General features: G+C 59.0%; 21 protein-coding genes. 16 read left to right on the forward strand and 5 right to left on the reverse strand.

Annotated features, from left to right (window positions below):
• Positions 1-789 precede the first annotated feature (789 nt).
• The 7 genes from KBY77_RS12795 (at position 790) to KBY77_RS12825 (ending at position 6,738) form a co-directional block, all read left to right on the forward strand.
• The gene (locus KBY77_RS12795) at positions 790-2,649 is read left to right on the forward strand and encodes a glycosyltransferase family 41 protein (RefSeq protein ID WP_255105114.1); all 1,860 of its coding nucleotides are present in this window, start codon (positions 790-792) and stop codon (positions 2,647-2,649) included.
• Positions 2,650-2,703: 54 nt separating this feature from the next.
• Positions 2,704-3,552, forward strand: coding sequence for a hypothetical protein (locus KBY77_RS12800; protein ID WP_255105116.1), 849 nt, complete (start codon positions 2,704-2,706; stop codon positions 3,550-3,552).
• A 214-nt stretch (positions 3,553-3,766) separates the two neighbouring features.
• On the forward strand, positions 3,767-4,027 hold the full coding sequence (locus tag KBY77_RS12805; RefSeq protein WP_399212872.1) for a tetratricopeptide repeat protein: 261 nt from the start codon (positions 3,767-3,769) through the stop codon (positions 4,025-4,027).
• Between the two features lie 223 nt (positions 4,028-4,250).
• Positions 4,251-4,463 carry a hypothetical protein gene (locus tag KBY77_RS12810; protein ID WP_255105121.1) on the forward strand — a complete coding sequence of 71 codons (213 nt, stop codon included), beginning with the start codon at positions 4,251-4,253 and terminating at the stop codon, positions 4,461-4,463.
• Positions 4,460-4,999: a hypothetical protein gene (locus KBY77_RS12815; protein ID WP_255105124.1), complete on the forward strand. Its 540-nt coding sequence runs from the start codon at positions 4,460-4,462 to the stop codon at positions 4,997-4,999. Before KBY77_RS12810 ends, KBY77_RS12815 begins: the two co-directional genes overlap by 4 nt.
• 9 nt (positions 5,000-5,008) lie before the next feature.
• The gene (locus KBY77_RS16650; protein WP_255105126.1) at positions 5,009-6,361 is read left to right on the forward strand and encodes a sensor histidine kinase KdpD; all 1,353 of its coding nucleotides are present in this window, start codon (positions 5,009-5,011) and stop codon (positions 6,359-6,361) included.
• Entirely contained in the window at positions 6,358-6,738 is a 381-nt protein-coding gene (locus KBY77_RS12825; protein ID WP_255105129.1) for a hypothetical protein, read from the forward strand. The genes KBY77_RS16650 and KBY77_RS12825 overlap by 4 nt, the downstream gene beginning before the upstream one ends.
• Positions 6,739-7,011: 273 nt before the next feature.
• On the opposite strand, the gene KBY77_RS12830 is transcribed toward KBY77_RS12825, so the two are convergent.
• On the reverse strand, positions 7,012-7,170 hold the full coding sequence (locus KBY77_RS12830) for a hypothetical protein (RefSeq protein ID WP_255105131.1): 159 nt from the start codon (positions 7,168-7,170) through the stop codon (positions 7,012-7,014).
• A gap of 192 nt (positions 7,171-7,362) precedes the next feature.
• On the opposite strand from KBY77_RS12830, the gene cmoA reads away from it, so the two are divergent.
• The 4 genes from cmoA (at position 7,363) to KBY77_RS12850 (ending at position 11,724) form a co-directional block, all read left to right on the forward strand.
• Entirely contained in the window at positions 7,363-8,133 is a 771-nt protein-coding gene (gene cmoA / locus KBY77_RS12835) for a carboxy-S-adenosyl-L-methionine synthase CmoA (RefSeq protein WP_255105134.1), read from the forward strand.
• 48 nt (positions 8,134-8,181) lie between these two features.
• Positions 8,182-9,063, forward strand: a complete 882-nt coding sequence (locus tag KBY77_RS12840) for a class I SAM-dependent methyltransferase (protein ID WP_255105136.1) — start codon at positions 8,182-8,184, stop codon at positions 9,061-9,063.
• 167 nt (positions 9,064-9,230) lie between these two features.
• Entirely contained in the window at positions 9,231-10,376 is a 1,146-nt protein-coding gene (locus KBY77_RS12845; protein ID WP_255105139.1) for a phenylacetate--CoA ligase family protein, read from the forward strand.
• A gap of 25 nt (positions 10,377-10,401) precedes the next feature.
• Complete coding sequence (locus tag KBY77_RS12850; protein WP_255105141.1) at positions 10,402-11,724, forward strand: glycosyltransferase; 1,323 nt, start codon at positions 10,402-10,404, stop codon at positions 11,722-11,724.
• Here KBY77_RS12850 and KBY77_RS12855 read toward each other — a convergent pair.
• The 4 genes from KBY77_RS12855 to rffA all read right to left on the reverse strand — a co-directional run bounded on the left by KBY77_RS12855 (position 11,721) and on the right by rffA (position 16,842).
• Positions 11,721-13,328, reverse strand: coding sequence for a GMC oxidoreductase (locus KBY77_RS12855; RefSeq protein WP_255105143.1), 1,608 nt, complete (start codon positions 13,326-13,328; stop codon positions 11,721-11,723). The two genes, KBY77_RS12850 and KBY77_RS12855, sit on opposite strands and share 4 nt — an antisense overlap.
• Positions 13,329-13,358: 30 nt before the next feature.
• Positions 13,359-14,594: a DegT/DnrJ/EryC1/StrS aminotransferase family protein gene (locus KBY77_RS12860; RefSeq protein ID WP_255105145.1), complete on the reverse strand. Its 1,236-nt coding sequence runs from the start codon at positions 14,592-14,594 to the stop codon at positions 13,359-13,361.
• Between the two features lie 92 nt (positions 14,595-14,686).
• Positions 14,687-15,490: a phytanoyl-CoA dioxygenase family protein gene (locus tag KBY77_RS12865; RefSeq protein ID WP_255105147.1), complete on the reverse strand. Its 804-nt coding sequence runs from the start codon at positions 15,488-15,490 to the stop codon at positions 14,687-14,689.
• 41 nt (positions 15,491-15,531) lie between these two features.
• Positions 15,532-16,842 (reverse strand): dTDP-4-amino-4,6-dideoxygalactose transaminase, encoded by a 1,311-nt coding sequence (gene rffA / locus KBY77_RS12870; RefSeq protein WP_315856587.1) that lies wholly within the window; start codon positions 16,840-16,842, stop codon positions 15,532-15,534.
• Between the two features lie 558 nt (positions 16,843-17,400).
• Between rffA and KBY77_RS12875 the strand changes: the two genes are divergently transcribed.
• From KBY77_RS12875 to KBY77_RS12895, 5 genes are all read left to right on the forward strand, one after another.
• Positions 17,401-17,679: a type II toxin-antitoxin system prevent-host-death family antitoxin gene (locus KBY77_RS12875; RefSeq protein ID WP_255105334.1), complete on the forward strand. Its 279-nt coding sequence runs from the start codon at positions 17,401-17,403 to the stop codon at positions 17,677-17,679.
• Positions 17,680-17,749: 70 nt separating this feature from the next.
• Positions 17,750-18,004 carry a FitA-like ribbon-helix-helix domain-containing protein gene (locus KBY77_RS12880; RefSeq protein WP_255105148.1) on the forward strand — a complete coding sequence of 85 codons (255 nt, stop codon included), beginning with the start codon at positions 17,750-17,752 and terminating at the stop codon, positions 18,002-18,004.
• The gene (locus tag KBY77_RS12885) at positions 18,001-18,420 is read left to right on the forward strand and encodes a type II toxin-antitoxin system VapC family toxin (protein ID WP_255105151.1); all 420 of its coding nucleotides are present in this window, start codon (positions 18,001-18,003) and stop codon (positions 18,418-18,420) included. Before KBY77_RS12880 ends, KBY77_RS12885 begins: the two co-directional genes overlap by 4 nt.
• A 72-nt stretch (positions 18,421-18,492) precedes the next feature.
• On the forward strand, positions 18,493-18,714 hold the full coding sequence (locus KBY77_RS12890; protein WP_255105153.1) for a hypothetical protein: 222 nt from the start codon (positions 18,493-18,495) through the stop codon (positions 18,712-18,714).
• Between the two features lie 2 nt (positions 18,715-18,716).
• Entirely contained in the window at positions 18,717-19,094 is a 378-nt protein-coding gene (locus KBY77_RS12895; RefSeq protein ID WP_255105154.1) for a type II toxin-antitoxin system VapC family toxin, read from the forward strand.
• Positions 19,095-19,217 lie beyond the last annotated feature (123 nt).

Below are 19,217 nucleotides of genomic sequence, written 5' to 3' on the forward strand. Positions count from 1 at the left end.
TATGGTGCTTCCGGTACATCTGCGGCTTTCAGCAGTTGTAGCAATCGTTGATTGCCCTGATCAAGGCCAGTTTATCGACTCTTGATTGCTGAAACAAGCTGCGCCGCAATGGATCAGCCTTTTTCAGTAGTCCCTATTTGTGCGCTTGTAGGCTGATTGGCAGACGCTGAGATGGAGTCGCCTCGAAATCTTCACATCGGTGGAACTGAGCCGTCGGATGGCTGGGAGGTGTTCAATGCCATTGCGAGACCCCATGTGGATCACCTGGGGAATGCCAATGACCTTTCACTGTTTCCAGGCAACACCTTCGACAAGATCTACGCTTCCCACGTTTTTGAGCACTTCGGCCACGTCAGCAAACTGCCGTAGACACTTGCCGAGTGGAATCGAAAGCTCGTGCCAGGGGGGGGCTAAATCTATATTAGTGTACCTGATCTGGATGTCTTGGCGCGGCTGATTATGTACATGGATCTGATGAATGTTGATAGCCGAATCATGGTGATGCGCATGATCCTTGGGGGCCATGTAGATTCTTGTGACTACCACCTCGTGGGCTTGGATTAGAAATTTCTCAGGGAGTTTCTGGGCTCTACGGGATATATTCATATTTCCAGGCTTTCAAGTTTAGGATTTTTGCAGACACCAGTGAGACGGTGTTTGCCGGAGTGCCCATCAGCATTTATTGAAATGCCGCTGAAGTGGCCGGAACTGCTGTAGGTGCTCTACTTGGAATCGAGGCGTTACCATCAAGCCAATGGAAGGGCGGGAGACGAAATCATCACTCTGCAGTTGCTGGAGGATGCCCTGAGAAGCTTCCAGTGTGGCGATCTGGCGGGAGCCGAGCGCCAGCTCAACGCGCTGGAGGTGAGCGACCCCAACCGAGCGGAAGTGGCGGCCCTGCAGGGCCAGGTGTTGCGTTCGGCTGGCCGCTGGCCGGAGGCCATCAGCTGGTTAGAAAGGGCGCTGGAGCGGGATCCAGCCGATCCCGAACCCCGCATCGCGATCGGGCAGCTGCATCGCTTGCAGGGTGAGGAAGGAGCGGCGCGCTCCTGCTTCGAGCAGGCTGTGCTTCATGCCAGTTTCCTGCTGGCTGCCAACCCTGCCGAGGCCAGCCTGCTGGCCGATCTGGGCCTGGCTTATGCCGAGCTGGACGACCCTGACCAGGCCATCGAGGCCTTCCGGGCTGCTCTCACGATCAACCCCGGCCATGCGGAAACCCACCAGCGGTTGGGTGCTCTGCTCAGCAAGCTGGGCCGCCACTCCGATGCAGCCACTTGCTTCGAGGCCCTGCTGGCGCTTAACCCTGGCGATTGCAACGCGCTGGTAAACGCCGCCATGGGCTGCCATGCCAGGGGCCTGCTCGAGGAAGGCCTCGAACGGCTGGTTTGTGGCCGGGCGATCACTCCTGCGGATTGGAATATCACCTATGGCCTGCTTTTCGCCTGTTCCACTGGCGGGGGCTCCCTGCTGCCCCGCCTGCGGGCCACGGCCCGTGAGCATTGGCAGCGGCTGCGCGCCGCTCTCCCTTCGGCTCCAGATCCGCTGCCCCTTTCCCTTCCCAACCAACGGCTGCGGGTCGGCATTCTCAGCGCCGAACTGGGCAACCATGCGGTGGGCCGGTTCCTGGAATCCTTCCTCCGTCACTACCAGCGTGACCGCCTGGAGGTGGAGCTGATCGAAACTCAGGCCCGCGGGGAGACCCAGAACCAGACCCTCCGCGGCTTGGCGGATCATGCCTTCCTCCTGCCCGAGCGCGATCACCAACGGAGCTGGGCCATGATTGAGCAACGCCGCTATGCGGTAATACTGGAAACCTCAGGTTTTACGTCGGCCTCCAGCCTAGATCTTCTAGTCCGACGCCTGGCCCCTGTGCAGTGCCACTACATCGGCTTCCACGCCACTACCGAACTTGACACTATCGATTGGTTCATCGCCGATCCACACCTGCTCCCCCCCGACCTCGAAGCGCAGTTCCGTGAACGGATCTGGCGCTTAAACCGCCCCTGGGCCGCCTACACAGCCCCGGAGCCCATCCCAATGGCCCTCTCCACCCAGAGCCTCGATCGGCCCGTTTTCGGCTCGTTCAACCAGGTGGCGAAGCTCCGCGCCGAAACCCTGCGGTTCTGGGCTGAGGCCCTGCGGCAGGTGCCGCTGGCCCGCCTGCTCGTCAAGGACAAATGCACCATTGATCCAGCCGTGCGGCAGCGGATCACCTCTTTTCTGGAGGCCGAAGGCATCGATCCCTCCCGGCTCGATTTCGAGCTTTACTCCCCCAGCTGGAGCGCCCACATGGAGGTCTACAACCGTGTGGACGTGGCCCTCGATGCCACCCCCTGGAGCAGTGCCACCACGGCTTTCGAAGCCCTCGCTATGGGCGTGCCCCTGGTGGCGATCCGCGGCAACGTCCTGGCCGCCCGGATGAGCACCGCCGTGCTGGCCGGGCTGGGGGAGCCTGGCTGGGTGGCGGCCACACCCGAAGCATTCGCGCGCATTGCCGCAGATCTGGTAGCCGACCTGCCGGGATGTCGATCCCGCAAGCCGAACTTGCAGCGGCGGGCCCTGGCCAGCCCCCTCTTCGATGCAGCCGATCTGGCCGATCACCTCGGGCAGGCGCTGATGGCCATGGTTGAAGAGCGTACTCGCCAATAGCGGCTAAGAACTCTGGAAATGCCGGCTAGCTTCATCGGGTTTGGCCAGCTGGCAATGAGTCGGTCCCTCCCCCTGCAGATTGCGCTTGACAGTTCCGTGCTGCTGCAGCAGGAAGATGTGATCGATCGATTGCTGGCGTTCTGCGACTGGGATCGCCCTGCCCTTGCGGAGGACATCTTGGCGGCAGTGAATCTGATGGTTCCTGTCGGCTGTCGTCATCCTCTGATACGGATCGGCGGTGACGGTGACGGCTCCTATCTGGTGCCGGATGATCTCGACGGAGTGGTTGCCTGCTTCTCACCGGGGGTCGCTGATCAGATCGGCTTCGAGCAGGATCTGGCGAAGCGTTGGAACATCCCCTCCTATCTCTGCGATGCTTCGGTGGATCCTGCATGCCTGGCCCTTGATCCCAGCAGGCAGTTCTTCACTCAGCGCTGGATCGGCTCCTTCGATGGCGGACAGACCCAGAGCCTCGATGCCTGGGTGCTCGGCAGTAAGCATGCCGAAGCAGGTGATCTCCTGCTGCAGATGGACATTGAAGGTGCGGAATACAATTCTCTCTTGGCCGCATCCGATTCAGTGCTCCAATGCTTCCGAGTGATCGTGATAGAGCTGCACTGGCTCGATCTGCTTGGCAGCGCTCGTTTTCTTAATCAGCGCGCACTGCCGATGTTGCGCAAGCTCAACCTGGCATTCGACTGCGTACATGCCCACGCCAACAACTGCTGTGGCACTGTGAATCTCGGACCTGTGACGGTACCTCGGGTGCTTGAACTCACCTACTACCGGCGGGATCGGAACACCCTGCCTTTGCGACCCTGGGCTCCCAATCCCCTCGATGTGGTGAACGTGCCTTCCAATCCCCCGCTGCCCCTTGGTGCACCTTGGTGTCAGCCTGGCTGAGGGGCCAACTCGGCAAGCTGGGGGCTGGCGATTGAGGCGCCCCGAGTATGAGCTCTGGCAAGTTAATCCGAATTTCACGCTTAACCAAACTCAAAGCCGTTCTACAGGCCTCCGTCAGCTGGAATCTTGCCCAGCCTGAAATGCTTCTGGATCGCATGTGGAATCAGTAGTCCGGTAGCCATCCGCAAAGCTTGCTGCTCTGCAGGGCCAGGGGCTGCGCGCCGTGCGCCGCTGGGTGGGGGCCATTGCCTGGTTTGAGCGGGCCCTGGCGGCCGATCCCGCCGACCCCCGGCCCCTGCTCGCCATCGGCCAGATCCACCGCCAGATGGGCGATCCCGAGGCCGCTCGTGCCTGCTTCGAGCAGGTGGTGTGGCAAAGCGGTCTCCATGTCGACGCTGGCACCTCTGAGCCGCAGTTGTGGGCCCATCTCGCGATTGCTTACGCCGAGCTCAAGGCGCCTGAACAGGCCATTTAGGCCCTGCGCGCCGTGCCCTCCGCCCAGATGCTGATCAAGGATCGCTACGCCCCGGATCCAGCCGTGCGCGAGCGGATCACCGTGGCCCTCGGCGCCGCCGGCATGAGGCGAACCGCCTGTGCTTCGAGGGCTTTGCCAGCAGCTGGGCCGATCACATCCGCACCTACAACCAGGTGGATGTGGCCCTCGATGCCACCCTTGGAGCAGCGCCGCCCTGGCGGGCGTGGGGGAGCTTGGCTGGATCGCCGATTCACCCGAAGCCTTCGCCGGGATCGCCCGTGAGCTCAGCGCTGATCTGTCGGGGTTGCGAGCCGCACGCGCTGAGCGGCAACGGCGGGCTCTCGCCGGGCCCCTGTTTGATGCGCCCGATCTGGCCCATCACCTCGGCGAGGCGCTGTTGGCCATGGCGGCTGGCGCCGCTAAACCGATGGCATGACCGCCCATCTCCCCTCCGCCCTGTTTGACGCAGCGGTTCAGAGTGCCTTCGAGAGCGGGCGCCTGAAGACCAGGTCGCAGGCCAGCTTCGAGCTCTCACACCGCAGCGTCAGCAGCTATGCGCTTGTGGCAACGGATGGTCTGTTGATTGTGCGCCTGCCTCTGGCGGAGGTGTTGAAACTGGCGACCCGGCGGCGGCGGCGATTCGAGTCGCTGGTGCGGCTAAAGGCCCTGAAGCGCCTGCCCGTTCAGGCTCGCCGCAAACAGTTCTGGCGCCTGCCGCGCCGGCGCCGTGCGCTGGCCTGGGCGATCGCTGCGGGGCAGCCGATCCCGCCGGGCCGGATGGGCCCGTGCGCCTGGGTTCTGGCGGTGCTGCTGCTCGCACTCGGCCTGCTCCCCGGCCTTCTGTACTTGGCCTGGGCTGTTCCCAGGGATCGGCGTTACCGTCAGGCCCTTGCTGCGCTCGAGCGCCGCTGGCTGGCGGCCGGCAAACCCGAACCCTCCGATCCGGCCTTTCAATCCCTGCTGCGTTCCTGAGGCCACCCCGTGGCGTTACCGCTGCCTCGCTCAAACAGGCCCAGCTCGATTCGCCAGCAGCTGCTCACCACGAGCCTGATGGCGGTGCTGGCTGGTTATGGGGTGCTGCTGCTGGCGAACCAGGCGCTCTCCTGGCAAGCCAGGCTGCAGGCCCACCGCCAGGCCGTGGACAGGGTGATGCAGCCACTCACGGCAGCGGGGAGCCGCCTCGATGCAGCTGGCCTGCAGGCTCTGCTGAACCGGATGATCACGCCAGGCCTCACCTTGAGCCTGGAGCGGCCGCCCGTCAGCACAGAGTCCCAGCCGGTGTTCCGCCGCCGCGATGGCACTGCCACGCTCACCAGTACCCGGGCGCTCGATCTCGATGGCAGCGTCGCGGTGCTGCGGATCGTGCAGGACGTGAGCGCAGCCGCCGAACGGGAGCGCTTCACGCAGAGCCTGCTGTTCGTGGCGGCGGGGGTGTCATCGCTGCTCACCAGCGCCCTGCTGCGGCCAGTGCTGCGCCGCGGCCTCAGCCCACTCGATCAGCTCAGCCGCCGGCTGGCCGCGATGTCATCGGAGAGCCTTGAGCTGGAACGGCTGGATCCTGAGGAGCAGCCGCGGGAACTCCAGCCGATCGTGGTCTCCTTCAACGCACTGCTGGGCCGCCTGGCCGGTTCGTGGGAGCGGCAGCGGATCTTCGTGGATGGCGTGGCCCATGAGCTGCGCACACCGATCACCCTGATCAGCGGCCAGGCCCAGAGCCTCCAGCGCCAGGCCGATGCTTCGGCCTCGATCGGCCCCGCTGTTCGGCAGCCCCTGCGGCTGATCGCCTCAGAAGCCCTGCGCATGGGCCGGCTCGTGAGCGATCTGCTCGATATCGCCCGCGATGATGCCGGCCGCCTCAAGCTGCGCAGCGGCCGGGTCGATCTCGACGACGCCCTGCTGGTTGCCTTCGAGCGGCTGCAGCCGCTGGCGGCCGGCCGCCTGAAGCTGCAGGCTCCTACAGAGGAGCAGGCACCCGTCGCCGCCGGCGATGCCGATCGCCTGCAGCAGTGCCTCACCAACCTGGTGGAGAACGCCCTCAAATACACCCCCGAAGCCACACCGATTGAACTGTTCTCCAGCCGTCATGGGGATCAGCTGATCGCCCACGTGCGCGATCACGGCCCTGGGATTTCCCTCGCCGAGAAGGAGCGGATCTTCGAACGCTTTGCCCGCGGCACGTTGCAGTCGAGTGTCAGCGGCAGCGGCATTGGTCTGTCGATGGTGCGGCTGCTGATGGAGCGGATGGGCGGCGGCGTGCGCGTGGCAGATACACCCGGCGGCGGCGCCGATTTCCAGCTGCTGCTGCGGCTGGCGGATCAGCCAGGCCTGCCGTGATCGATCTGATCCAGTGGGTGAAAGCCATGAGCCGAAGGCCGATTCAGACCCATCTCCAGGACGGTTTCCAGCCGGATTACCCGGCCGTTCAGGTCATCGATGCGGCGCTGCTGTTCATTCATCAGGCCGGCCATTTCCTCCACCTTGTCGTTCATCCGTATCACGGTGGTGAGCTCCAGCTGCTTCAAGGCCGCTTCCAAGCTGTCGTGCTAGGCCAGCTCGTCGCTGGAGCTGGAGGCATAGGCGGCTCCAGCCTCTCGGAAAAACTGCCCCAGCGAGAGCCCCATGCTGCTGGCGCGATCGGTGAACGCGGCTTTTTCTGTGGGCGTCATCAACACCGCTACACGCTCTGTGGCGCGCTCATCACCGCCCTTTGAGATCCCTCGCATCGAGCTGGGGTTTGATCATGTGCAGCACTTGCTAAGGCATTCAGGCAGTGCCTCCCATCCCAGAGACGCTCGGCACACCATATATGGTGTCGTCCCAAGCCATGAGCGCTCCTAGTCGCTTCGTTGGGACCTTTGAGGCCAAGACCCACCTCTCCCGCCTCCTGCGTGCGGGATGTCGCCGCTGATCAGATCACCGACTGGATCTGTGAGGGGCGCGTTTGAGCCTCCGTCGTTGACGTCTCGCTGTGTTTGCTAACAAGGTCATTCAGTGATCAGCAGCACCCGCCGGCACTCAATCCCCTGGCCGTTGAACCAGTGGAGAGCTGTGCGCGCCAAGACAAGAGCAGCATCAATGACCTTGACTGGGTCCAGATTCATCGCCAGGCTGCTCAGTTCCCAGAGGTTCAAAACTTGGCCCATCTTCCAGAGACGGCCGGGGCTTCCACCGACTCGCGCCATCTCAGGACAATAATGGGTTGATGGTGGGACGCGAACCCATAGGGGCTGGCAGAATCCCATATTAACGTACGCCTACTCCGGTGGGATCACCGTCAATGCGAGGCATGTTCATTTCAGCCACCCATCGGCAAGGCACAGGTGAGAGGTCCCGGCATGGATAGGCCCCAGAACGAGGAGCAGATCACCCTCCGGGATCGATTGTTCGCGCAAACAACATCTCGCACGAGCGACTTCGAATTCACCGAAGCAGTAGCCGAGGTTTTCGACGAGATGGTGGAACGCAGCGTCCCCCTATACCCTGAGCAACAGTCCATGGTTATGGAGCTGTGCAGCAAGTTTTACCCGAAAGATAGTAGTATTTACGATCTCGGCTGTTCAACCGGAACAACTCTGGCCCACCTGGCCACAAGACTGCCACCCACTGCCAAACTCATCGGCTACGACAGCTCAGCCCCAATGCTGGACCAAGCCAGGCTAAAGCTGGAACAGCTTGGGCACAGCACCAGAATAGAGTTACGAACGTGTGATCTGAACGACGATCCATCTTCTCTTGATCTTGAGAACGCAGGTGTTGCTCTTCTCTGTTGGACACTTCAGTTTGTTCGACCACTCAATCGCGATCTGCTGATTAACCAGATCTATCAATCACTGCGGCCTGGAGGAGTGCTGATCGTCACGGAAAAAATCCTGACGATCAATTCGCATATGAATCGCTTTTTCGTGGACCTCTATCACGACTTCAAGCGGCGTAATCAATACTCAGACACGGAAATCATGCGAAAGCGAGAAGCCCTGGAAAACGTTCTGGTTCCCTATCGGCTCGACGAGAATTATGAGCTATTCCGCCGCAATGGATTTCAGCACGTGGAGACATTCTTCCAGTGGTACAACTTCGCTGGTTTCCTCTGTATCAAGTCCATGTGACGACAAGTAGCACTCCTTTCTCGCCGCCGAATCTGCCCGTCAAATGCTGTGAAGCTCTACGCACTCTGGCAAAAGGGATTACTGCCCACAGCAAGCAAGCGGTTGCATGGGCTCGTCGACAACTGGCTACCACCAGCAGCCAAGAGGCTGATCCAGCTCACTCTTTCCGAATGGGAATACCTCCCGAACGGCTGGCCCCACCGAATTGGCCGCGATCAAGGGTGGAATGTGACCAGTGTTGCCGTGGCCCAGGAGAATCATTGGCAGACTTTGCATCGGAATCTCCAGGGGCCAGGGCCTTTGGGCGTTTCTCATTTTCTTCGTAGCGATGGCCGCGAGCATACCGGCGACCATAACGCCATGATGTCTTTTGGCTACGTACTGGCCAAGGCGGCAAGATACAAACAAAAACTCTCCATTCTGGACTGGGGTGGCTCACTAGGACACTTCTATTTGTACAGCCGGGCGCTTCTTCCAGACCTTGATATCGATTACACATGTTTTGATGTCTCCCTTCTCAATGAGGCTGGCAGGAGAGTGCTCCCCCAGGTGAGTCACCTTAACGATCCTGCAGCGGCGCTTAGTCGGCAGTATGACCTGGTGATATCCAGCAGCGCACTGCACTACTTCAAGGAATGGGAAAGCTGCGCTCGCCAGTTAGCTGCTGCCACTCTGGACAGCCTCTACCTCGCTCGCCTGCAAACCGTCAGGAATGGTCGCACCTACGCTGTCATTCAACGCCCTTACCATTCGGGCTATGACACCGAGTATCCAAGCTGGTTCATCAGCCGTAGAGATCTCCTTGCCTGTTTTGAGGGAACAGGGCTTGAATTGGAACGGGAGTTTGTTTATGCAGAAGACTGGGTGGTGCGCGGTGCTCCAGAACGTGGCCACTGCCACGGCTTCCTGTATCGCCGACAGCCATCATGATGGAATCCCTGAAAACACTCTCTTTACTGAAAGACCAGAGGTTAAGCGTACGTCGGCATCCAGACAGCACGATCAGGCGTCAGAGTCACCTGCTTCGGCTCTCCTTGGCACATGCCAATTCCTACATCCCCTTCTACCGAAAGATTTGGTCAGAGGCAGGTGTTGTCTTGTCCACCATCAACTCCATCAATGACCTTAAGCGCCTACCGATTATCACAGCCGATCAGTTTCGTGCAGCAACACAACGAGGCGAAACTCTGGCAACGTCGGTAGAAGCAGGCGAAGGGCAGCGCTTCTCAACCGGTGGATCAACAGGAATCCCGCTAGAAGTCCGCCGCGGATCTGTCGAAGCCAGGCTTTGGCGCACCGCTGGACTGAGCATGCAGCTTGAGCATGGCTTCAGCTGGTCCGACACTACCGTTCAGTTCGATGTTGCACCTCACCAACCCCATCCATTGCAGAAACTAGGGATCGCTCCCTCTATCTGGATCGATCCGAAGCTGCCCATCGAGGTTCAAATGGATCTTCTGCTGCAAGCTAAGCCTTCTGTTATTCATGGCCATGTCACGGTTCTAAGAGCCATGGCGAAGGCCTTGATCGATCGAAGTTGCCAGTTGCATAACCCCTTGACCATCTTTAGTGTGGCCGAACTCCTGGATAAAGATAGCCGCGACACCATTCGTGCTGGATTCGGCGTGGATCCAACTGATGTCTATGGGATGACAGAAGTAGGTTTTATCGCATGGCAATGTGAAGTCCATCAGCAGATGCATGTCAATGCTGAGCTGGTTATAGTCGAGATTCTTGGTGAAGATGGCCCAGCCCAACCTGGAGAGCTTGGAAGAGTAGTCGTTACGGATCTACGGGGAAGAACGATGCCTGCGATTCGCTACGATACAGGCGATCTTGCTAGGGCAAGCGAACCTTGTGTCTGCGGCCGCAGCTTACCAAGCATTGGTCCATTGGAAGGTCGCGCCCGGCAGGCCATTGTCCGCCCCGATGGATCCACGATCACACCACTTGGGATCATGAATCATCTTTCCTCATCCCTCAGGACAGGAGAGTACTGTCTTCAGAGGATCAGTGAACACCAGTTTCTACTTCGGATCACGTCCCAAGGTCTCTTCCCTGGTAAAAATGCCCATGAGATCTGCCAAGAACTTGAGGACTGGCTTGGTGGCTGTGAAGTCAAAGCTGAAATCGTGACCGGCTTTCCCAAGGGATTGAAAACTCATTCGGTGGTTGATCTACGTAATTCTTTGTCACCGCTCCCTGATAATGAAGGGTGCATGAGTACAGCCGAGAAGCAATAGCTAGCTGGTACCATCCCTTATCAAGATGAGCGCACGCCCGAATGTTGCCCACGTCAACTATCATTACTTCCTGTCCACGCAGTCATTCATTTCGTTCTATCTCGATAGTCTGAACCGCTATCGGCCGATCTGTTTAACCCGGACTCCTGAAACCGATGCCATCAGGAAGACGACACCCAACAGGATTCGACATTGTCTCCGTATCTACGGGCAGAAGGATGGTGCCGACAGTGAGAGCCTGATCTGGCGTTGTGGTCGCCTTCTGCGCAGAACCCTGAGCCACATGCCTCTCGGATTGGCGCAGCTGGGATTTCATGCGCTGAACCGGTGGGTGATTCCCAGGCTGCGGAATGATTCCAATTCCGATGCGTATCTTGCTTGGGTACGCGATATTCTTATCAGTGAGTCGGTTCAGATTATCCATGCCTACTTCGGCCCCGTTGGCTGGAGGATGCTGACACTGAAGCGTCAGTTAAATCTCCCTTTGGTCGTAACCTTGCTTGGTGATGATGTTGCCCCGTCACTCGATCCATGGTGGTGGTGGCTTGTGCAGAAGAACCGCCGGGACAAGCAGCCCAACTGGCCTGAACGGCTGCAGGAGTTGTTTTCAGAAGCTGATCTTATCCTTGTGGAAGGCGAATACCTCCGGCAGAAACTGATTGGCCTGGGGGCAGATCCCTCCAAGGTTGCCGTGCAACGCATTGCCCTGCCTCTCGCTTCCCTGCCATACTCTCAGGCCACCCATGAAGCCAAGCAACGAACAACCATTCTGTTTGCAGGTCGGTTCTGTGAACGGAAAGGGATTCTTGATGCTCTAGATGCCATTAGCCGTGTGTGGATGGTACGCCAGGACTTTGAGTTTGTGATGATTGGGGATGATACGCTCACGGATGGACTATATGCTTCAAGGGTTCATGATTCCATCCGTCGGCTTAGACTTGAAGACTGCGTACGTTTGCTAGGTTTCGTGGACCATCAGCGCTATCTTCAGGAGCTGAGCCGAGCCGACATTTTTTTTCATCCCAGCCACGTCGATTCTCATGGGCTGACGGAGGGCGGTGCACCCACAACCATTCTTGAAGCCCAGGCCATGGGAGTGGCCGTGGTTGCCACGCAGCACTGCGATATTCCCAACATCACGCTGCCAGGCAGCAGTGCACTTCTGGTCAATGAGCGCAATCCTGCCGAACTGGCCGCCGCACTGGTGTCGCTTCTTGATGCCCCCGATCGCAGGAGCAGAATGGGAGAAGCCGGTCGCAGCTTTGTCTCCAGGAATCATGATATTTCCATAGAGGTTCTTAGACTTGAAGAGCACTATGATGAACTGCTGCGCAGATGCGAGCCTTAGATGATGTGGCCTCGTCGATATTCTTTGACGAGATTGTCGCAGGCACGAACAACCAGTGCCATCAACGTAAGCGTAATGTTTTGACTACAACCTGAAGGAAAAGCTGCCCCGTCGGCAACTACCACATTCGGTGCATCCCAACACTGACCATAAGGATTCAGCACGGACGATGCCGGATCCATCCCCATGGCAGCTCCACCATGATCATGCACCGCGCTGCCGGGAACAAAGGCGCCGGAAGGATCCAGGATCAAAGGTTTCCACAGCCGATAGGCCAGGGAATCAATCCAGCGTCCCGATGGCGGCATCCGAATGGGAAGGTCGGCAGCATCTGCCATCTCCCGCAGGGCCTTGAACGCATCGCGGATCATGGCCAATTCATTGGTTGCGTAGGCACAACGAATGTGGACAATGGGTATGCCCCATGCATCTGTTTTGTAGGGGTGTAGGGTGATGCGATTCTCCGGACGTGCCAGCATCTCGCCATGAGCAAGCAGATACCATCCAGGCCCTCGTCCGATCCCTCCTTGCACGGCATAGCCGCGCAGGAATGACCCCTGTGATGCACGTTGATTGCGGAATCGCGGTATATAGAAGCCTGTGTGATAGCCGGAGTCGTAGGGGTCGGCAGGGTTCTCGAACCTTGAGCTCGCACCTGAGGATGGTCCCGCTAGGGCAATCATTGGGTGATCCATCAGGCCCAGACCCAGCTGACCCGATGAATTGCCGAGCCCACGAGGATGACGAGAGCAGGCAGAGTTGAGAAGAATCCGTACACTCTCAATTGTGCTGGCACACAGAACAACAAGTTCACTGCTGACCTGATGTTCAGTAGAGTCGGAGCGATCGATATAGGTGACCCCCGTCGCGTTGCCCGTCAAAGGATCGGTGTTGATGCGCCGCACGGCAGCCTCTGTGCGGATCTGAAGGTAACCCGTTCCAAGCGCGGTGCGCAGGGTTTTGGGCACCCTCTCCACATCATGGTGCACCACTCGGGCGGCAACCACCTGACGATCCGGAAATCTATTCTCAACCGCTGAACGGAATGACCGCTCAGGCTCCGTCATTACAAACTCGCCAGAATAAAGACCGTCGGGAAGGTTTGGAATGCCGCCTGCACTTCCATCTAGTCCAAGAAACGCTTCGACATGATTGTAATAGGGCTCCAAATCAGTGTAAGCCAGGGGCCAGTCAACTCCGTAGCCATCGTGTGAACAAGGCTTCAACTCAAGATCTGAAAGCCGAAATGCCAGCCGTGACCATAGGTGAAGCCGCCCACCCACCTGCTGGCCTCGGAACCAATTGAACGGGCGCCGAAAAGGAGTTGAATAGGGATTCTTGCGATCGTTAACAAAGAAGCGGTGATTTCGTCCATTATAAATGCCGCACCTCATTTGCACCGGCTGGTTGAATATATTGCCAAGGCGAGAGAGAATGCGTCGCTCCGGCGGTGGGCGATGTGGATAATCCAGCTCTGGATCCAGAATTCGCCCCGCTTCCAACAGCAAGACACTCAGCCCCTGTTCCGTAAGCTGCTTCGCCGCCCATCCTCCCGTTGCTCCGGAACCCACAACAATCACATCGTAACAATGACCGGATGTCATGCTCAGAACTGATGATAAAGTATCAAGCTATCAATGGACAGTGCGCAAAAGTGCTTTCCCGATCTGATCAACCTGCAAGAAACTAAGCTCTGGATTGATGTCAATATGTACAGCCCGCCTCAGCAGGGCAAGAGTTCGCGGGCATGGATTCGAATCAATATCCAGGGGCCGAGGATGGCCACTCCATGGCGCTCCTGACGCGGACCATGCCCGCTGTTTCAGGATCGGAGCCCACGAAGTATACACATGCAAATCAATCGGATCTCTGGGCAGGAATGCCAGATCATTATACATTCGACTCGCGGGAACGTTCTCCCTCAACAGACCATCAATGACAGGTTGGACCTTGCTGGCATCAGGCAAAAAGAACACCAGAGAAGTGGCAGCGTCGCCCTGTTCATCGTGAAGAGCTCGAAAAGATATGCCACGCCTTTCCAGTGGATTCTTGATCACATTTAACAACTGTTTCTTTCGCTCGCGCATGGCGTTGAGAATATCGTCTAACCGATCAAGCTGCACCAGCAGAATCGCTGCATGTAGCTCAGACATGCGTAGGTTCAAGCCGGCGATCCAATCCTCCAGCTCCACACCGCGGTGCAGGCAAACGGCTGAGTCGTGATACATCACAGCACGTTCATGGGTCAGCTGTTCAGCGCTCAGGAGCATTCCACCTTCACCCGCTGTAAGGATCTTGCTCATCTGGAAGCTGAAGACACCAGCATCACCGAGTGTTCCGAGTTGCTTGCCAAAGAAACTCGCCCCTAGGGACTGGGCCACATCCTCAATCAGGAAAAGACCTCGGCGGGATGCGAGATCGAGGAGTACATCCAGTCGTGCGGGAGCGCCTCGCATGTGCACAGCAAGTATGGCCCTTGTCAGCGGACTGATCTTCGCCTCCACATCAGCTGGGTCAAGCGTCAGGGATTCGTCGATCTCAGCCAGAATGGGAACAGCTCCAACCGAAACAACCGCAGACGCGGTCGACACCCAGGAGTAAGAAGGGAGGATCACCTCATCGCCTGGGCCAATTCCTAAACCTCGAAGCGCGCAGACGATGGCGCTGGTACCGGAGTTCACAGCCAGGGCGTGGCGAGCCCGCATCCGCCTGGCAAAGGCGTTCTCAAGCTGGAGAACGCGTGAGGGTTGCAAGAGGTTGCGAGTTACTCCGAAGTGACGAAACAGCTTCTTTGATCGCATCACCTCTCGAACGGCTGCCACCGCAGCCTCCTCTTCTTCCAGCCCAAGACGGTGACCACCAGGACACATCCTCGGCATCCGACCCTGGACGAGCGGAGGTCGCAACACCCACCCCAGGCGTCGCTTTGCCGCTCCCAGCAGCTTGTCAAGAATCTGTCGGTTCATTGGCTGATGCCGAGTGATTGACTGGCCTGTATCATCCGGCGCGCAACACGAGCCAATCGAGGCCCGAGGTAAAGCAACTGATTGCGAAGACTGAAATGAGAAGGCAGGAAAGACTGAAACCTGGGTGCTGGGCGACCGTGAAGAGCCACCCTAAAGTAGGGGGAGCGAATGTATGGGTCAATGTCACGGCTGGGAACGAACTCCACCACATAAGCACAGCGCTCATGCTGAGAAATATTGACAGACGTGGAATGAAGCAAGTACGAAGAGAATAAGATCACGTCGCCTGCTTCCGCCTCAATAAGGACTGGGTTCATCACCTCTCCCGCGAAGACGGCATAGCGATCAATGAATCGATGCTGCAGCAACCCCTGTCGATGGCTTCCGGGTTGAACCCAGAAGCCTCCCATATCCAGGTTAATTGGAGTGAGCGCAACCCACAACTGACAATGTGCTGTCAGTAGATTATTGTATGCATTGTCCTGATGCCAGGGGAACTCTCCTCCACCAGGGAGCTTATTGACCATTTGGTCCCAGCGAACCCAGAAATCTGGGCCAATAAGCGTACTGACAAGATCAACGATTCGTGGCTGACTGATAAATGCCTGCAGTGCAGTGCTTCGTTGGAACAGATTGCTCCGAAATACCATCTTATCCTTTGTTAGCCAATCCTCCCCAGGTTTTCGAGTCTGCGCGATATCCAAGCATGCACGGAGCGCCTTGATCTCCTGAGAGCCGAAAAGGCCACGGACAACAACATAGCCACATTCCTGATACTCCTTGGCAGAAGCTTTACTCATCGCTGCTCCACTCTTGGTGAACATCATCTGACCTTACATGTTCAATCCGAGCCTGCTGTGAGACATGTCTCAAGCGCGTTGACGACTCTCTCAATGTCAACGTCAGAAAGATCAGGCCAGCAGGGAAGCCTGAGCAAGCGTGACGCCAGATCTTCGGTCACCGGTAAATCACCGCTTCTATATCCCAGCCTCTGACCCATCGGAGAAGCATGAAGAGGCATGAAATGCCCAACCGCCTCAATTCCAAGAGCCCTGAGATCCCCAGAAAGACGATGACGTGTTTCGCGATCCGGCAGAATGACATACATAATGTGGCCATTTGACAGACAATTACCTGGAACAACTGGCAGCTGCAGCAATCCTTTCTGTGCAAGTGGCGACAGCGCCTTTGAGTAGGACGTCAGGATCTCATTGCGTCGCATCGTGATGAACGAGGCTGCTTGAAGCTGGGCCAACAACATGGCAGCAGCCATTTCAGACAGCTGGAAGGCCGAGCCAATATCGTGCCACTGGTAAGAAGTCACCGTACCTTGGCGAAATCTGATTCGATCTGTACCTTCCTCAGACAGAATAGAGGCACGTTCATCAAAGCGAGGATCATTCACGAGCAGGGCACCCCCTTGCCCACAACTGATGTTTTTCGTGGCGTGAAAGCTGATCACCCCTAGTTCTCCAGCTGTACCAAGCGCACGTCCGTTTCGGCTTGCCAGCAGTCCCTGGGCCGCATCTTCAACAATGTCAATCCCATGGGGGCGGGTCATGCTCTGCATCTCCTCCGTGGCCGCACCGACACCGGCATAGTGCACGGGTACAACTACCCTGGTGCGGGGAGTTATGAGAGATCGCAGAGCCTGCTCATCAAGATTTAATGTGTCGGCTCGGATATCTCCGAAGCGAAGGGTGGCGCCGCGGAGCAGGAAGGCGTTGGCGGTAGCCACGTAGGTAAACGAAGGCAGCACCACTTCGTCCCCAGGCTCTATCTCGCAAAGCAGCGCGGCCATCTCCAGGGCTGCTGTAGCAGAGGTCGTGAGGATGACGCGTCGAGCCCCCAACTCTCCTTCAATCCACTTTCGACAAGCTGTGGAGAATCGTCCCCCATTGGCAGGCAGCCCTTCTGCCAGAACTTCGCCCAGTAAGCGGTGCTCATGGCCACAAAGATAGCCACGATGAAGGGGCAGCAACGCCTCGGGCCACCCTGAACCTGAAGGTGGCAAGCCAGTGCAACACGTCAATGTTGAAAAAACTAGCACCGCATCAGAGCATTCCCCCCGACGATCACTTTCCGGGAAACTTCCATCTTCACGAGCAATCAGCAAACTTACCCAGGCTCTCCACCTCTCGCCACTTGCCACTGCGTCCTGAGCAGGAAAGAGGACCCCTGCCGGCCCTTGCTGGGGTGGTGAGCCAGCGGATCAGCTTAAAAGCCATTCGCCGACTGACTTTGATGGCAATCTGAGGTCGGTGCCCTGCTCCGCAAGGAAGCGAAATGCGGGCGATTCCCGTGCAGGTATCCGCCTGCACCAGGACGTCGGTGAACTTGCTGCCTCGGAGGAGCCTTCGGAGTGAAGCGGTCTCGCTGCTCTCGTCAGTGGCGTAAGTGGTCTGGGCTATCGCCACCCCCACTTGTTGGGAGCATGGACTCACCCGGGCCATGAAAGTCGCTGCAGCACCAGCCTTCTGGTCGATCGAGCCGCGCAGTGTCTTGCCGCCTGGCACCAGAGTGTGTGGGCCGTCCACCAAGGCAGGCCGCTGACTCATCCACTTGAGCAGCTGGGCCTCGAACGCCTCCACATCGAGCTCTAGGAACAGATATCGGAACGTGGAAAAGGTCTATTAACGTGGACCGACTCCCATGCTGACGGGATCAGCCAGGCCTACTGAGCCAGTTTTTTAATAATCCCTGGGCCAAGATCCACCTCTCCCGCCTCCTGCGTGAGGTGGAGCAGAGGGAGAGCGTCACGATCACGGTGCGTGGCAAGGCCGTGGCTGATCTGGTGCCCAGCCGCACCGATCCTGCATCGCCTCTTGAAACAACGGAGCGCATCACCAGCCTGGGTCGCAGTTTCCAGCTCAGCAGCCATAACGCCTCTTACCTGGAGTTGGCCCTGCGGTTGGGTTCAGGGCTGGCGAGCTTCGATCGGGCTCTGCTCGCCGCGGCGGCGGCGGCTGGGGTGGCGGTCTACGACTGATCGATGCCAGCGCCAGGTGCACCTGCGCCGATATTGCTAGCGTGATAGCGGCTTGGTCGGAGATGGCGTGATGGCGCAGTTGCTGGTTCGCAATCTGGAGTTGTCGGTGAAGGAAGCGCTGCAGCGTCGCGCCCGCCGCCATGGCCGCAGCATGGAGGAGGAAGCCCGCCTGATCCTGCGCCAGGCAGCGGAAGCGGAGCAGGTTCAGCCCGAAGGAGTTGGGCTTGGATCGCAGATGGCTGCTCTGTTCGCTGGCGCAGGGCTGGAGCAGCCGATTCCCGAGTGGCAGGGCCACGAGGCCGCACCCGCCGCCTTTGATCTGTGATCCTGCTCGATACCAACGTGATCTCGGCGGTGATGCAGTCCCGTCCGGATCCGGCGGTGGTGAGCTGGCTGGATGACCAGGGCATCCAGGAGGTCTGGCTGCCCAGCGTGGTGGTGGTTGAGTTGCGGTACGGCGTGGCAATCCTGCCGGCAGGTCAACGTCGCCGCGCGCTCCAGCGAGGGCTCGATCAGCTGTTGGAGCAACTGGTTCAGGATCGCATCGCTCCGCTGGATGGCCTGGCTGCCTGCAGGGCCGCCGATCTGGCCGCCGATCGCAAGGCCAGGGGGCGCCAGGTGGATCTGCGCGACACCCTGATTGCCGGCATTGCCCTGGCCCGTGGCGCCCAGCTGGCCACCCGCAACACGCGCCATTTCATCGACACCAGCATCAGCCTGATCAATCCCTTTGCCCCGTGAGCATCAGCACCGGCGTGCTAACGGCCACTGGCTTGCTCTAGACTTGCTTATGGCTAGCAAGCGATTGGCGCCATGCGAACGCTTTACCTTCGCAATGTTCCCGACGACGCCGTGCAGCGCCTGGAGCGCCTCGCCGCCCTGGCGGGCCTGCCGGTGAGCGTCTTTGCTGTGCGGGAGCTGATCGAGGCGTCGCGCCGTGCCGACAACGCCCCCCTCCTCGACGCTCTGCCCGACCTGCCAGTGCCCACCTCGGCCATCACCGAAGCCCTTGCGGCAGGGCGGCAGGAGCGGTGATCGTGGCTGATGCGTCGGCCGTGGTGGCGGCGTTATTGCACAAGGGCCCGGCCCGGCGGCTGCTGGCCACGGCAACCATCCACGCTCCCCATCTGCTCGATGTGGAGGTGATGTCGGTGTTCAGGCGCCTCAATCTGGCCGGCACCTTGACTGAGGTGGAGATCGAGAGTTGCTTGAATGCTTTCCAGGCCATGGGGATCCGGCGCAGTGGCCATCGACCCTTGCTGGCGCGAATCTGGGTGCTGCGCCACAACCTCAGCGCCTACGACGCCACCTATGTGTCCCTGGCCGAAGCCCTCGGCTGCCCGCTGCTCACGGCCGATCGTCGTCTCGCTGCTGCACCTGGCCTCGAGTGCCCGATTCAACTCTTGCCAGGCTGATTCCGAAGTGGCATGGCCACGAGGCAGCACCTGCATCCTTCGCCCCATGAAATTTGGATCTCCAAGGACCACATCGATGACATCGAAGAACTTCGCTGAGGCATCGTGTAACTTCTGCTGACT

The organism is Synechococcus sp. Cruz-7E5 (assembly GCF_024345995.1).
Taxonomy (GTDB): Bacteria; Cyanobacteriota; Cyanobacteriia; order PCC-6307; family Cyanobiaceae; genus Regnicoccus_A.